The 14,960-nt window shown below is 56.9% G+C and carries 10 protein-coding genes; 9 read left to right on the forward strand and 1 reads right to left on the reverse strand.

Annotated elements, in window-relative coordinates; all coding sequences use genetic code 11:
- Nucleotides 1–30: 30 nt before the first annotated feature.
- Together ACFWW2_RS19050 and ACFWW2_RS19055 are read left to right on the forward strand one after the other, a co-directional pair.
- Complete coding sequence (locus ACFWW2_RS19050; protein ID WP_393930700.1) at nucleotides 31–657, forward strand: TetR/AcrR family transcriptional regulator; 627 nt, start codon at nucleotides 31–33, stop codon at nucleotides 655–657.
- A 196-nt stretch (nucleotides 658–853) separates the two neighbouring features.
- Nucleotides 854–2,701 (forward strand): extracellular solute-binding protein, encoded by a 1,848-nt coding sequence (locus ACFWW2_RS19055; RefSeq protein ID WP_393930702.1) that lies wholly within the window; start codon nucleotides 854–856, stop codon nucleotides 2,699–2,701.
- A 48-nt stretch (nucleotides 2,702–2,749) separates the two neighbouring features.
- Here the strand turns inward: ACFWW2_RS19055 and ACFWW2_RS19060 are convergent, their stop codons facing one another.
- Nucleotides 2,750–3,304, reverse strand: a complete 555-nt coding sequence (locus ACFWW2_RS19060) for a cupin domain-containing protein (protein ID WP_393930704.1) — start codon at nucleotides 3,302–3,304, stop codon at nucleotides 2,750–2,752.
- Between the two features lie 222 nt (nucleotides 3,305–3,526).
- Between ACFWW2_RS19060 and gabT the strand changes: the two genes are divergently transcribed.
- From gabT to ACFWW2_RS19095, 7 genes are all read left to right on the forward strand, one after another.
- Nucleotides 3,527–4,912, forward strand: a complete 1,386-nt coding sequence (gabT, locus tag ACFWW2_RS19065) for a 4-aminobutyrate--2-oxoglutarate transaminase (RefSeq protein WP_393930706.1) — start codon at nucleotides 3,527–3,529, stop codon at nucleotides 4,910–4,912.
- 431 nt (nucleotides 4,913–5,343) lie between these two features.
- Complete coding sequence (locus ACFWW2_RS19070; protein ID WP_393930708.1) at nucleotides 5,344–6,300, forward strand: TAXI family TRAP transporter solute-binding subunit; 957 nt, start codon at nucleotides 5,344–5,346, stop codon at nucleotides 6,298–6,300.
- 105 nt (nucleotides 6,301–6,405) lie between these two features.
- Entirely contained in the window at nucleotides 6,406–9,177 is a 2,772-nt protein-coding gene (locus ACFWW2_RS19075; protein WP_393930710.1) for a TRAP transporter permease, read from the forward strand.
- Nucleotides 9,178–9,189: 12 nt separating this feature from the next.
- The gene (locus ACFWW2_RS19080; RefSeq protein ID WP_393930712.1) at nucleotides 9,190–9,621 is read left to right on the forward strand and encodes a universal stress protein; all 432 of its coding nucleotides are present in this window, start codon (nucleotides 9,190–9,192) and stop codon (nucleotides 9,619–9,621) included.
- A gap of 68 nt (nucleotides 9,622–9,689) precedes the next feature.
- Nucleotides 9,690–10,664, forward strand: a complete 975-nt coding sequence (locus ACFWW2_RS19085) for a carbon-nitrogen hydrolase family protein (protein WP_393930714.1) — start codon at nucleotides 9,690–9,692, stop codon at nucleotides 10,662–10,664.
- 72 nt (nucleotides 10,665–10,736) lie between these two features.
- Nucleotides 10,737–13,478, forward strand: a complete 2,742-nt coding sequence (locus ACFWW2_RS19090) for an aminotransferase class I/II-fold pyridoxal phosphate-dependent enzyme (protein WP_393930716.1) — start codon at nucleotides 10,737–10,739, stop codon at nucleotides 13,476–13,478.
- Between the two features lie 15 nt (nucleotides 13,479–13,493).
- Nucleotides 13,494–14,951 (forward strand): biotin carboxylase, encoded by a 1,458-nt coding sequence (locus tag ACFWW2_RS19095; protein ID WP_393930718.1) that lies wholly within the window; start codon nucleotides 13,494–13,496, stop codon nucleotides 14,949–14,951.
- Nucleotides 14,952–14,960: the final 9 nt, after the last annotated feature.

The following is a 14,960-nucleotide window of genomic DNA, read 5'->3' on the forward strand; positions in this document are numbered from 1 at the left end:
ATTCAGATCAGCAAAAGAATGGAAAAAATGATGGCAAGGACGGTTGAGGCGACCGGCAAAGAACCACTGCAGAAGGCCCGCTATCATCATGGTGATTTGCGGGCGGGTCTGATTGAGGCAACGCGCCGTCTGGTCGAGGAGAAGGGGCCGGATGGTTTTTCGGTGTCTGATGCATGCAGACTGGCCGGCGTATCGACCGCCGCGCCTTACAAGCATTTCAAAAACAAGGATGAAATGCTTGTCGCCATGGTGTTGGAGGGGATGGTGCGGCACCGCGAAAACATGTTCGCCGCGCTCGAAGGAATCCCGCCGGGATCGCCGCAAAGGGTTCAGGTGCTGGGCAAGGAATATGTCACATTCGCGCTGCGCGAGCCGGGTGTTTTCCGGCTCAAATTCGGCGGATTTACCGACGGCCTGAATGATGAGCGATTAAAGGCCGCTGGCGAACAGACCTTTGGGATTGTGCTGCAAGAGGTCGCGCTTTGTCTGGGCGAGGATGACATCACGCAGGAGGTTCGCAAGCGTGGTTTCATGTTGTGGAGCTTTGTTCACGGTCTGTCATTCATCCTTTATGACAAGGACATGACCGAGATGGGTGGCGGCGTTGATCTGGATGGATTGCTGGCCGACATTGCCGAGCGGGTGCTGTCCGACTGAAGCGGCGGAAAACCGGTCGGTTGGATGGCGCAGGTCGGGACATGCTTTGCCTTTGGGCAGGGGCAATCTGCAAATTCATTCAACGTTGGCAGATCGTCGGCCCGGCATGGGCCGTGCAGCAATTTGACTGCTGGACCTTGATCCGTGCAAATGCTCCACTTGCAGAATTGGGATGAAGCCAGTGCGGGGATACAAGATGAAATTGCACATTTCTACATTTCTGGTGATGGTCGCGTATGCCGCGCCAGCGTTTGCAGAGGTGACGATCAGCCATGGTTACTCCGCCTTTGGCGATCTGAAATATGGCCCGGATTTCACCCATTTTGACTATGCCAATCCCGACGCGCCGCAAGGCGGGACGATGAGCCAGCGTCAGCTTTACGGCACGCCGACATTCGACAGTTTGAATATCTTTATCATCAAGGGCGATTCAGCGCCTGAGATTGGCCATCATGTCTACGATGGTCTGATGGTTCGCGCCTATGACGAACCTGATGCGATTTACGGCTTAATCGCCGAGACCATTGAGTATCCCGATGACCTGTCCTACGTCGCCTTTAACATGCGCCCCGAGGCGCGTTTTCATGACGGTGAGCCTGTCACGGCGCAGGACGTTGTTTTCACGATCAATGCGCTCAAGACCGAGGGTCATCCCTATTACCGCAACTTGCTGTCTGATGTGCTATTGGTCGAGGCTGAAACCGACTTGCGGGTCCGGTTTGACCTGGCCCCTGGCGCTGGCGCCTTTCCTGCGGAAATCGCTGAGTTACCTGTACTGCCTGAGCATTTCTATGATAAAAACCCGTTTGATGAGACATGGATCACGCGCCCACTTGGGTCCGGTCCTTACGAGGTTGATACACTCGACGCGCCCCGCACGATCACATTCTGCAAGGATCCCGATTATTGGGCCGCCGACCTGCCGGTGAATGCCGGGCGGAACAATTTTGATTGCTTCGCCTATGAATACTTCGCGGATGATACCGTGGGGTTGGAGGCGTTTGCAGCCGGTGAGTATCTGATGCGGGTTGAAAATCGCGCGGCGTCCTGGGCAACAGCTTATGATTTTCCGGCGGCACAAAGCGGCTGGGTCAGGCAGATTTTGCTGCCCGATGGGCGACCCTCAAGCGCGCAGGGCATCTGGTTCAACATGCGGCGCCCGGTCTTGCAGGATATCCGGGTGCGTCAGGCGCTGGAATATGCCTTCAATTTCCAGTGGACGAATGAAACGCTGTTTTACGGCACATACAAGCGTAGCGACAGTTTCTTCGAAAATACCGAGATGCAGGCATCTGGCGTGCCGGAAGGCGCGGAGTTGGCGATCCTCGAAGAATTCCGTGATCAACTGCCGTCAGAGATTTTCACCGAGCCAGCGCATGTTCCCTATGATGGCGGCCCGAACCCGCGCGACCGTGCGGCATTGCGCGATGCGTCGAGATTGCTGGACGAGGCAGGCTGGCTTGCGGGTGATGACGGGATGCGCCGGAATGCCGCCGGTCAGCTATTGTCGCTCGAATTTCCAGATGACAGTCGCAGCCTTGAACGGATCCTCGTTCCGTTTATCGAAAACCTGCAAAGTCTGGGTATCGACGTTGAACTTGAACTGATTGATCCCAGTGCCTGGAGCGAACGGCGAGAGAGTTATGACTTTGATCTGTCATTCACCGCGTGGGGTGTCAAAGTCACGCCGGGGGCAGAATTGCGGGCGTTCTATGGGTCCAGAGCGGCTGCCGCGAGGGGTAGCAACAACCTGACTGGGCTGGCAGACCCGGTTGTCGATGCGTTGATTGAACAGGTGGTCGCGGCTGAGACACGCGATGAACTTGTGGCGGCAACCCGCGCGCTTGATCGGGTTTTGCGGTCAAAACATATCTGGATCGGCACTTGGTATCTGGGTACCCATCGTGTCGCGATCTGGGATGTCTTTGGCATCCCTGAAGAACCTGCCCCCTATGACTTCAACCGGGGTGTCGATTTCTGGTGGTTTGACCGTGACAAGTATCAGACGCTTGTCGGGGCAGGTGCGCTTGACGGCGGTTTGTGAGCTCTGCGTGAGTGCCGGATGCAGAGGTTTTGGCGCCTGCCTCCCTGATCAAAATGTCGGCGGTGTACAGGCGCTGATGATCCGGCAGGGTGTCTTGCCGGTGTTGCGAAACCGGTGGGGCAGGCGGCTGTCAAAAAGGTAACCTTCACCCGCGCGCAGCACCCTGATCTGATCACCGACCGTCACCTCAATCTCGCCCTCGGTCACGATCCCGGCTTCTTCACCAGCATGGGTCAGCAATTCCGGTCCGGTGTCGGCATCAGGGGGATAAGTTTCGTCAAGAATTTGCAGCGTATGGCTGCTGGCATTACCAAGCTGGCGCAGTGATACCGCTGTTTGCCCGGACTGGGGGGCGATTTCGGTGAACTCATCAACCGTATAGAAGTATTTGGTCGGTTCCGCCTCTTCGATGGTGGCAAAGAATTCGGCAATGCTCATCGGGATTGCGTCGAGCAGGCTTTTGAGAGACGCGACCGATGGGCTGGTCTTGTTCTGTTCGATCAACGAAACGGTACCGTTGGTCAGACCGGCCCGCGCGGCAAGTTCCCGCTGGGACAGACCGTGCGCCTTGCGTAAATCCTGCAGTCGTTTTCCGATATCCACCCGCGATCCCTCTGCCAGTTTGGTTTTTATGTCGTCAGATCAAGCTAGTACAACCTGGTCCATGCCGAAACCTGTTTGATGATGCAAACGGCGCGGCTCAACTGGACCGAAAGAACAGGTGGTTCTGGCGCGATCAATTCCCATTGACAGATAAAATAAACGAAGTATGAGAATTTTAAACACCTGTTGAGCCGTATTTCCCTTTGCAAGGATACCCCAGACATGACCAGCACAGTAAAAAAGAAACCCCGCAAGTCTGCCGCGAAACGCAAGCCAAATATCTCGGTTGTGCCCGATGTTGTGGTCGATGCGAAAACCAACGCAGATCTGCTCGTCCGTCGCGAGGCCGCAGTGGCACGCGGCGTGGCTTCCGCAGCGCCGATTTTCGCGGATCACGCAGAGAATTCAGAGCTTTGGGATGTCGAAGGCAAACGGTATATCGACTTTGCTGGCGGAATTGCGGTGCTGAACACCGGTCATCGCCACCCCAAGGTGGTTGCCGCCGCCAAGGCGCAAGAGGATCATTATACCCATACCAGTTTCCAGGTCGTGCCTTACGAGCCCTATGTGGCACTTGCCGAAAAGCTGAACGCGCTGGCCCCCGGGGATCATGCCAAGAAGTCGCTTCTGGTCACCACAGGGGCCGAAGCCGTGGAAAATGCCGTCAAGATTGCGCGGGCGGCGACAGGGCGTCCGGGCGTCATCGCGTTTACCGGTGGTTATCACGGTCGCACATTGCTGACCTTGGGCATGACAGGCAAGATTTCCCCCTACAAGAAAGATGTGGGCCCGTTCCCGTCAGACATCTTCCGCGCGCCGTTCCCCAGTGTGCGTGACGGGATCACGGTGCAGGATGCGCTGACCGGTTTGCAGAATCTGTTTCTGACCGATGCGCAGCCAGAGCGGGTTGCGGCGATTATCATCGAACCTGTGCTGGGTGAGGGGGGGTATACCCCTGTGCCGTTCGAGATGATGCAGGCGCTGCGCGAGATTTGCGACACCCATGGCATTCTGTTGATCGCTGACGAAATTCAGGCGGGCTTTGGCCGGACAGGCACATGGTTTGCGATTGAGCATTCGGGTGTCGTGCCTGATTTGATCACCGTCGCAAAATCCATGGCGGGTGGCTATCCGATTGCCGGTGTGATTGGCCGGGCCGAGGTGATGGATGCCGTCATTCCCGGTGGCCTTGGTGGCACATATGGTGGCAACCCGGTCGCGTGCGCGGCTGCTTTGGCCGCGATTGAGGCGATCGAGGAAGAGGGGCTGCTGGCCCGCTCGACAGCCTTGGGTGAGCACTTCCGCGCTCGGTTTGCCGAGATTGGCGCGCGCGTCGCCCCTTATCGCATGTGGGATATTCGCGGCCTTGGCGCGATGCTGGCGGTTGAGTTCGTGACGGATTTCGAAACGGCAACGCCTGATGCGGCTTTGACCAAGGCAGTCGTCGCACATGCGCTGCAGCGTGGTCTGATCCTGCTGGCCTGCGGGATGCATGGCAATGCATTGCGGATCATGGTGCCGCTGACGGCATCAGACGCGATCATCGACGAAGGCCTCGCGATCTTTGAAGAGGCGCTGGCGGCAGCGGTCGCAGAATTGCAAGGCTGATTGCCTTTGAAACCTTTGGAAAGGGCGGGTCCAGCGACCCGCCCATTTTCGTTATGGTGCAATCTGATCCCGGACTAATCACCTGAAATATCCACCTTCCGCCGGGATCAGCCATTCATATTTACACATGTCCGTAAGCGTTCGGAGATCGACCGGCCCGGTGATTTCGGCGCGATTTCACGCGATTCACCAACGAATTGTTCAAAATATTAAACAATACTGCCGTCGCGTAAGGAATTTGGTTGCAGGAATCGCAACGCCTTGTCAGTCTCATACAAGGCCAGCCGCTTTTACGGCGATGTGTTGATCATAAGACAACGCCAGTAATTAGCGCCAAGTTGGGCAGGGGCGTTCAAACACCCTCAGCCCACGCCGGAAACTGATCCTCGCTCAACGAGGGCGTATCACGATTATGAAACTGGGAGTAAATCATGAAAGTTTTTAAGTACCTTGCCTTTGCGGGGGCCATGATGGCCGGGTCCGCATCATCAGCGCAGGAGCAATTCATCACCATTGGCACAGGTGGCCAGACAGGGGTTTACTTTGTGGTGGGTCAGTCGATCTGCCGGCTTGTGAACCGTGGCACTGCTGATCACAACCTGAAATGCACGGCCCCGTCCACTGGCGGGTCTATCGCCAATATCAATGCGATCATGGCAGGTGACATGGATATGGGCGTGGCCCAGTCCGACTGGCAGTATCACGCATATAACGGCACATCCGAATTCGAAGGCAACCAGTTCGAAGGCGCGCGCGCCGTATTTTCCGTTCATGGTGAGCCATTTACGGTGATTGCTCGTGCCGATGCCGGGATCACCACATTCGAGGACCTCAAAGGCAAGCGGGTCAATATCGGCAACCCCGGTTCCGGTCAGTATGCTACCATGCAGGTCGTGATGGATGCGCTTGGCTGGACTATGGATGATTTTGCCTTGGCCTCTGAGTTGAAGCCAGCCGAACAGGCAGCCGCACTTGGTGACAACAAGGTCGACGCGATCATCTACACCGTTGGTCATCCCAACGGGTCCATCCAGGAAGCCGTATCAACCGTTGATGCGGTTCTGGTGCCGGTCACCGGCCCCGAGATTGATCAGCTGATCGCTGACAATCCCTATTATGCCGCTGCCACAGTGCCGGGCGGTATGTATGAAGGATCGCCTGATGACGTGCAGACCTTTGGCGTGAAGGCGACATTTGTCACCTCTGCCGATGTGGATGACGACGTTGTCTATCAGACCGTCAAAGCCGTTTTCGACAATTTTGACCGGTTCAAGCGTCTTCACCCTGCGTTTGAAAATTTAACCGAAGAGCAGATGATCCAGGATGGTCTGTCTGCCCCGCTGCACCCCGGCGCAGAGCGTTACTACAAGGAACGCGGCTGGATGTAAGCCGGACGTTTCGTAAGGACAAACGGTGCGGCGGGCCCTGCCTGGCGCACCGGATAGCAGGGACAATTGACGACGCGCCCGCCAATTGGGCCGCAGGGGGATGACATGTCTGACAATCCAAACCAACAGCAGGCCGCTGCGGTCGAAAATGCTGCAGACGGGCGCGGCGGATTAAGCCAAGAAGAGCTGGATGCGCTGGTTGCGTCCTCTGACACTGGCGGACGTGGCGCAGCGGGCGCGGTCGGGATTTTTCTGACATGCACCGCGCTGGCTTGGTCGTTGTTCCAACTTTGGATTGCCTCGCCCATCCCGTTCATGGTTGGTTTTGGCGTTTTCAATGATACTGAAAGCCGATCCATCCATCTGGCTTTCGCGCTGTTTCTTGCTTTTGCGGCCTTTCCTGCCGCCCGCACAAAATTTCAGTTGGGACTGGGCGTTGCCGTCCCGTTGATTCTCGCGTTCCTGTTCATGACTGGGGCCAAGGAACAAACAGCGATCTGGTGGATTCCGATTGTTGCCTTGGCCGTTGTGGCCACCATCGTTCTGGGGTCTCCCAAAGATCGCGTTCCCATCTGGGAATGGGCGTTGGCGGTTGTGGGGGCGTTGGCTGCCCTTTATCTCTTTGTTTACTATCGCGAAATATCGGGTCGTGTCGGCGCGCCCATCATGCAGGATTTCGTGGTCGCGGTGATCGGCCTGATGCTGCTGCTTGAGGCGACACGCCGTGCGCTTGGGCCGGCCTTGATGATCGTCGCATCCGTATTCCTGATCTACACGGTGCTGGGGCCATATATGCCCAGCATTATCGCCCATAAGGGCAACAGCCTGTCCGAGATCGTGAACCACCAGTGGATTACCACCGAAGGTGTGTTTGGCATCGCCTTGGGTGTTTCGACCTCTTTCGTGTTCCTGTTCGTCTTGTTCGGCTCACTGCTGGACCGCGCCGGGGCTGGCAATTATTTCATTCAGGTGGCGTTCAGCCTGATGGGTCACCTCAAGGGTGGTCCGGCCAAGGCGGCTGTGGTCTCGTCCGCAATGACCGGGCTGATTTCGGGATCTTCCATCGCCAACGTGGTGACAACCGGCACGTTTACGATCCCGCTCATGAAAAAGGTCGGCTTTAACTCCGAAAAGGCTGGCGCGGTTGAGGTGGCAAGTTCCGTCAACGGACAGATCATGCCGCCCGTGATGGGGGCTGCGGCCTTCTTGATGGTCGAATATGTGGGCATTCCCTATTTCGACGTGGTCAAACACGCCTTTTTGCCTGCGGTGATTTCCTACATCGCGCTGGTCTATATCGTGCATCTGGAAGCGCTGAAGGCCGGTATGGAAGGCCTGCCGCGCGCCTATGAGCCCAAGCCGATTGTGCGCCGCCTGATCGGCATCGCGTTCACTATCGCCGCGATCTGCGCGATTTCCTTTGTCGTCTATTACGGCATGGGCTGGATTCGCCCGGCCTTCCCCGAGACGGCAGGTTACATCATCTTTGCTTTCCTGACGCTCGTTTATATCGGGCTGTTGTTCGTGGCATCGAAGGAAGAGCCGCTGGAACTTGACGATCCGAATGCCCCGGTCACGACGCTGCCGTTGCCCGGACCGACTGTCCGGTCAGGCCTTCACTTCATCTTGCCGGTTGTCGTGCTGGTCTGGGCGCTGATGGTGGATCGCCTTTCGCCCGGTCTGTCGGCTTTCTGGGCAACGGCCTATATGGTGTTCATCCTTGTCACCCAACGCCCACTGATGGCGCTGATGCGGGGTGATACGGCGTTCGGCGGTGCTGTTGTGCAGGGCCTGAAAGACCTTATCGACGGGCTGGAAACCGGTGCGCGCAACATGATCGGGATCGGCATTGCGACCGCAACTGCAGGTATTATTGTTGGCGCGGTCAGCCAGACTGGCGTGGGGTCCGCCTTGGCTGACGTGGTTGAGGTGCTGTCGGGCGGCAACATTCTGGCGATCCTGTTCCTGACGGCGATCCTGTCGCTGATCCTTGGGATGGGCTTGCCGACTACGGCGAACTATATCGTGGTGTCGGCGCTGCTGGCCCCGGTGATTGTAACCCTTGGCCAGCAGAACGGGCTGATCGTGCCACTGATCGCGGTCCACCTCTTCGTGTTTTATTTCGGGATCATGGCCGATGTGACGCCGCCGGTGGGGCTTGCCAGTTTTGCGGCCGCTGCTGTTTCGGGGGGCGATCCGATCAAGACCGGTGTTGTTGCCTTTTTCTATAGCTTGCGCACGGCGGCCCTGCCGTTCCTGTTTATCTTCAATACCGAATTGTTGTTGATCGGCGTTGGGTGGGCGCAGGGTATATTCGTGTTCATTGTCGCGACCATAGCGATGCTGCTGTTTGCGGCGGCGACGCAAGGCTGGTTCATGGCCAAAAACCGGTTCTACGAAACCATTGCCTTGCTTTTGATCGCCTTCACCCTGTTCCGACCCGGGTTCTGGATGGACATGATCTATCCCCCTTATAACGAGGTTGATCCGGTTGAAATCGCCGATGCGGCCTTGGCCACGCCTGTTGGTGAAGACCTCAGGCTGCGGGTTGCGGGGATGAACGACCTGGGCGATCCCATCGAATTTGTGGCGATCCTGCCGATTGAAGAGGGGGCGACAGGTGACGAACGGCTGGAAAACGCAGGCCTTCTTTTCCGCAACGAAGGTGAGACGCTGTTCATCGACGATGTGAGCTTTGGCAGTGCCGCAGCCGATGCCGGGCTGGATTGGGATCAAGAGGTGCTACGTGTGCTGCGCCCGGTGGATCAGCCCACCAAGTACCTGATGTTCCTGCCCGCACTGTTGGTGCTGGCACTTATCGTGTTTCTGCAACGCGGGCGCAGTGCCAACGCGGCCCGCAAACCTGCTGCGGCATAGAAAGGACGGACCATGTTCAATACTGTTTTGCTGACCGTCGATCTGAACCACCCTGCATCCTGGAAAAAGGCGCTGCCGCAGGCGGTGGAGCTTGTGCGCGCATCAAGCGGAACGCTGCATATCATGTCCGTGGTGCCTGATATGGGCACGCCCTTGGTCGAAGGGTTCTTTCCCGACGATTTTGAGGAAAAGGCCGTGGCTGCCGCCAACAAGGCACTGAATGATCTGGTGGAAAAGGAGATACCAGAGGACGTGCAGGTCAAACAGCATCTGGCCTTTGGCAAGATTCACAAGAAGATCCTGAAAACCATCGGTGAGGTTGAATGCGACCTTGTAGTCATGGCCTCGCATAAACCGGATCGGGTCCGTGAATTCCTTGTCGGATCGAATGCGGACCGCGTTGTCCGCAGGTCACCTGTTTCCGTTTTGGTGGTAAGGGCGTAAAGGGTGCGTGACGCGAAGATTCTGATGGCCAGTGTGGCCCGTCTTCGCCTTCACGGAGAATTTGAGACATGACCCCTTTCGCGATTGCTGGCGTGCAGATGTACGTCAACGCCCTGCAACCCAATGTCGATGGCATGCTGCATCGGCTTGACGTGCTGATGATGCGGTTTCCATGGACACAGATGGTGCTGTTCAGCGAACTTGCCCCGTTTGGCCCGCTGGAAAAATACAAGCTGCCACCCGAGAACGAAGTGATTGACCGGTTTTGCGATGCAGCAAGGCGGCATAAGATCTGGCTGATCCCCGGGTCGATGTTTCTGACACATCCCGAAGATGGTCGTGTTTACAACACGTCACTCGTGATCGACCCTGATGGCAATGTCGTTCGCCGTTATGCCAAGATGTTCCCATTCCTGCCTTATGAGGCTGGCATCGCCGCGGGCACCGAATTCTGCGTCTTCGACGTGCCGGATGTAGGCCGGTTTGGTCTGTCGATCTGTTATGACATGTGGTTCCCCGAAACGACCCGCCAATTGACCAGCCAGGGGGTCGAGGTGCTGTTGCATCCGGTTCTGACGGGAACCACCGACCGTGATGCCGAGTTGGCCATAGCACGTGCGACTGCGGCGCAGTTCCAGTGCTATGTGATTGATGTGAATGGGCTAGGGGCCGGTGGCGTGGGCAAATCGCTTGTGGTTGATCCGACATCGCTGGTGCTGCACCAGTCAGCCGGGCAAGAGGACATGTTCCCGATCGAGGTTGATCTGTCCATGGTCCGCCGTCAGCGCGAAACGGGAATGAAGGGCCTGGGTCAGGTCCTGAAAAGCTTCCGCGACCGCTCTGCCGATTTTTCGGTTTATGATCGCAGCAGTGGCACTGATGCCTATCTACAGACACTCGGGCCGCTTGAGATACCGCAGCAGGGGTCGCGGGCCGGGCTGCATGTCGATGTACCAGCGGATGCAGAAGCTGAGGCACAGGACCGCCAGCCGAAGCTGGGCTATGGAATTTCGCCCTTTGTGGGCAAGACATCAGGTGGCTGACGCAGGCTGACACGCGGCTTGCCAGGCCGCGTATCCATCCAAGCGTCGTCGCCCCAAATGGGAGAACGACCGATGGATTCCGTCAGCGAATACTATTCCGCGACACAATTGCGGGCAGACAGATGGAGCGCGTTGCGCGAGGCGACGACATCCATCTGTCGTGAGCCGAACGGCAAGAAGGCGGCGGCGCTAAAGATACGGATCGCAGACCTTTTTGAATCGCTTGCGCTGATCGAACCCTATTGGGCCTTTCCGGGTATGGCGGCCTTTGACCACATGCGCCGCCAGTTCGAACATGGCAATTTCGAGGATCTGTCTTTTACCACCAACCGTGTGACCCGCGCCCTGACAACGGGGGCCTATCGCAGGCGGACCATCCCGCTGGACCGTGACAGCACCGATGACGAAGAACATAACGATGAGGCGATGCTGTCGCCGGAAGCGCGCGCAATGACACGCCCTTATTTTGAGGTGTTGATCGTCGACAACGTGAACGACCATCAGGAACGCTGGCTGAAAGGCAACGTGTCGCGGATGCGCCGCCCGGAGGATCCATACAATTACGAGGCTGTGGTTGTGCCCAGCCTTGAAGATGCTTTGATCGCGGTTTTGTTCAACCATAATATTCAGGCCATTGTGGTTCGCCCCGGGCTGGTTCTGAAATCGAAAAACGCGAACGAAATTCTGAGCAAATATGTCAGTAACGCCAGCGACTCCGAAGCAATCGAGGCGATGCTGCCAGAGGATTACGGACCCGAGCTCTGTCGTCTGATCGCGCGTGTGCGCCCCGAGTTGGATGCTTATCTGGTGACGGAACGGTCGGTAGAGGATATCGCGGGGCTTGATCTGGGGATTTGCCGGCGCGTTTTCTACAATCAGGAAGACTTTATGGAGTTGCACCTGAATATCCTGCGCGGCGTGGCCGCGCGCCATAAGACGCCGTTCTTCACCGCATTGGTCAATTATTCGAAACAGCCAACCGGTGTTTTTCATGCGATGCCGATCAGCCGGGGCAAGTCGATCACCCGGTCACACTGGATTCAGGATATGGGCGCCTTTTACGGGCCGAATATCTTTCTGGCGGAAACGTCGGCAACGTCCGGTGGACTGGATAGTCTGCTGGAACCGCACGGGCCGATCAAGGAGGCGCAGGAACTGGCCAGTCGGGCGTTCGGATCCAAACAGACCTTCTTTGCAACCAACGGTACATCGACCTGCAACAAAATTGTTGTGCAGGCGCTGGTCCGGCCCGGAGATATCGTGCTGGTGGACCGCGATTGCCACAAATCACACCATTACGGCATGGTTCTGGCCGGGGCCGAGGTTGTGTATCTCGATAGCTATCCGCTGAATGAATATTCGATGTATGGCGCAGTGCCGCTGAAGGAAATAAAACATCAGCTACTAGCGTTGAAGGCGGCTGGCAAGCTGGACCGCGTGCGGATGCTGCTTCTGACGAACTGCACGTTTGACGGGTTGGTTTACAACGTTGAACGGGTGATGGAAGAATGCCTGGCGATCAAGAAAGACCTGATTTTCCTTTGGGACGAGGCGTGGTTCGCCTTTGCCCGGTTCAGCCCGACCTATCGCCAGCGCACAGCGATGCGCACCGCAAACAACCTGCGCAAGCGGCTGCGGACCGAGGCGCATCAGCGCGCCTATGATGAACAGAAGGCCGATCTGGATGATGCGTCCGATGAGGAACTGATCGGCACTCGCCTGATCGCACCCCCGGATGCGCGGATCAGGGTCTATGCGACCCAATCGACCCACAAGACGTTGACCTCGTTGCGCCAGGGCTCGATGATCCATGTGAACGATCAGGACTTCAAAGGTGAAGTCGAACAGTCGTTTCACGAGGCGTATATGACGCACACCTCGACCTCGCCCAATTATCAGATCATCGCATCGCTGGATGTGGGCCGACGACAGGTCGAACTGGAAGGGTTCGAATTTGTCCAGCGCCAGATCGAGGCGGCGATGGCGATGCGCAAGGCGATCACCAGCCATCCGTTGCTGCAGAAGTATTTCCGCGTGCTGACCGCCGGCGACATGATCCCCGAGGCATACCGGCAAAGCGGCGTCAAAAGCTATTTCGACGTCGATCAGGGCTGGACCGACATGTGGGATTGCTGGGAACAGGACGATTTCGTGCTGGATGCCACCCGTGTGACCCTTGCCGTTGGCGGGACAGGTTGGGACGGCGATACCTTCAAGAATGACGTGTTGATGGATAAATACGGCATCCAGATCAACAAGACATCCCGCAATACTGTTCTGTTCATGACCAATATCGGGACCACACGGTCATCTGTTGCCTATCTGATCGAGGTGCTGGTCGAAATTGCCAATGAACTGGATGACCTGCTTGATGATGCATCCAAGATGGAGCGTCTGTCATTTGATCGCCGGGTGAAGAACCTGACGGAGAATTATCCGCCACTGCCCGATTTCAGCCGGTTCCATGATGCGTTCCGTCCTGATGACCTCACACCGGAAGGAGACATTCGCACCGCATATTATCTGAGTTATGATGAGGCGAACTGCGATTATCTGGAACTGAATGGATCGCTGAAAGACGCGATGGATGCCGGGCAGGAGGTCGTATCGGCCAGCTTCATCATCCCGTATCCACCGGGCTTTCCCATTCTCGTGCCAGGTCAGGTGATCAGCCAGGAAATCCTGTCATTCATGCGCGCGCTCGATGTCAACGAGATCCACGGGTACCGCGCCGATCTGGGGTTGCGCGTCTTCACGGCCGAAGCGCTGGCCGCCTTGCCAAAACCCAAAGCTATCCAAACAGCCGCCGAGTAAGAAAAGGACAAGACCATGGCAACCATGCTCAAGAACATCTCAGAAATCCGGCGGTTCTTTCACCGCAATGAGGATCCGATCTATTTCATTTCGGCGACGAATTTCAACCTTCTGGGCCTCGATGAATGGGTCAAGAACTTCAAATATATCTGCTATATCGACTGTTATGGCGGCAAGCATCCAAACGTGTTCTGCCCGTCCGAACAGCCGCATGCAGAGTTCCAGTCGATCGAGGATATCAACAACTATCTGCTGCAGCACAAAGAGGTGATTGATTTCATCAAGCGTCGCGGCGGCAAGCCGAAATTCGTGTTCCTGATGTTCGATGAGGAGACCGAGCGGCTGTCAAAGGAATTGGGCGCCGATGTCTGGTTCCCCAAGGCCAAGCTGCGCACGTCGATGGACAACAAGATCGAAACGGTGCGGATCGGGAACAAGGCCGGTGTGCCCTCTGTCCCCAACACGCTGTCAGAGGTCAAGGACTACGCCCATCTGCAGGAGATCTGCAAAGAGGCCAAGCTGGGCAATGACCTTGTGCTGCAATCCGCCTTTGGCGACAGCGGCCACACCACGTTCTTTATCAAGTCAGAGGCCGATTTCCGGCGTCATGAGCACGAGATCGTCGGCGAAGGCGAGATCAAGATCATGAAGCGGATCGATTGCCGCGGTTCCGCGATTGAGGCCTGTGCCACCAAGGAAGGCACCATCGTTGGTCCGCTGATGACCGAACTGGTGGGGTTCAAGGAACTGACCCCCTATCGCGGCGGCTGGTGCGGTAATGAAATCCTGTCGACCGCATTCCCCCCAAAGGTCCGTGAAAAGGCCCGCGATCTGACGTTCAAGTTCGGGGAGCAGTTACGTAAGGAAGGGTATCGCGGGTATTTCGAGCTGGATTTCCTGATCGACAAGAAGACCGGCGATCTGTGGCTGGGTGAATTGAACCCGCGCATTACCGGTGCGTCGTCGATGACCAATCACGCGGCCTTTGCCCATGCCGATGCCCCGCTGTTCCTGTTCCATCTGCTGGAATTCTCGAAAAAGAAATTCGATTTGGATGTGGATGAGTTGAATAGCCGCTGGGCCGACCCTGACATGATCGACAGCTGGTCCCAGATGGTGATCAAGCATACCGAAGACAGCGTGGATATCTGCACCGAAGCGCCGGAAACCGGTATCTACAAGATGCTGGAGGACGGGCGCGTGGTCTTTGACCGGTTCGATTATCACCGCCGCGCTGTAGAAAGCGAGAACGAGGCGTTTTTCCTGCGGATCCTGCAGCCGGGTGATTACCGGTATGAAGGCGCCGATATCGGTATTCTGGTGACCCGTGGCCGGTCGATGACCAAGAGTTTCCAGTTGAATGAGCGGGCGAAAAAGTGGATCCACGGCATCAAACAATCGGTGTCGGGCAAGCCGCTGCCGGTGGCCAATGCGGGCCCGGCCCTGGCTGATCCTGCGTTCAAGATCATGTAAGGAAGATCT

Origin of the sequence: Yoonia sp. R2-816 (assembly GCF_046762905.1) — a bacterium.
In the GTDB taxonomy this organism is placed as follows: domain Bacteria; phylum Pseudomonadota; class Alphaproteobacteria; order Rhodobacterales; family Rhodobacteraceae; genus Yoonia.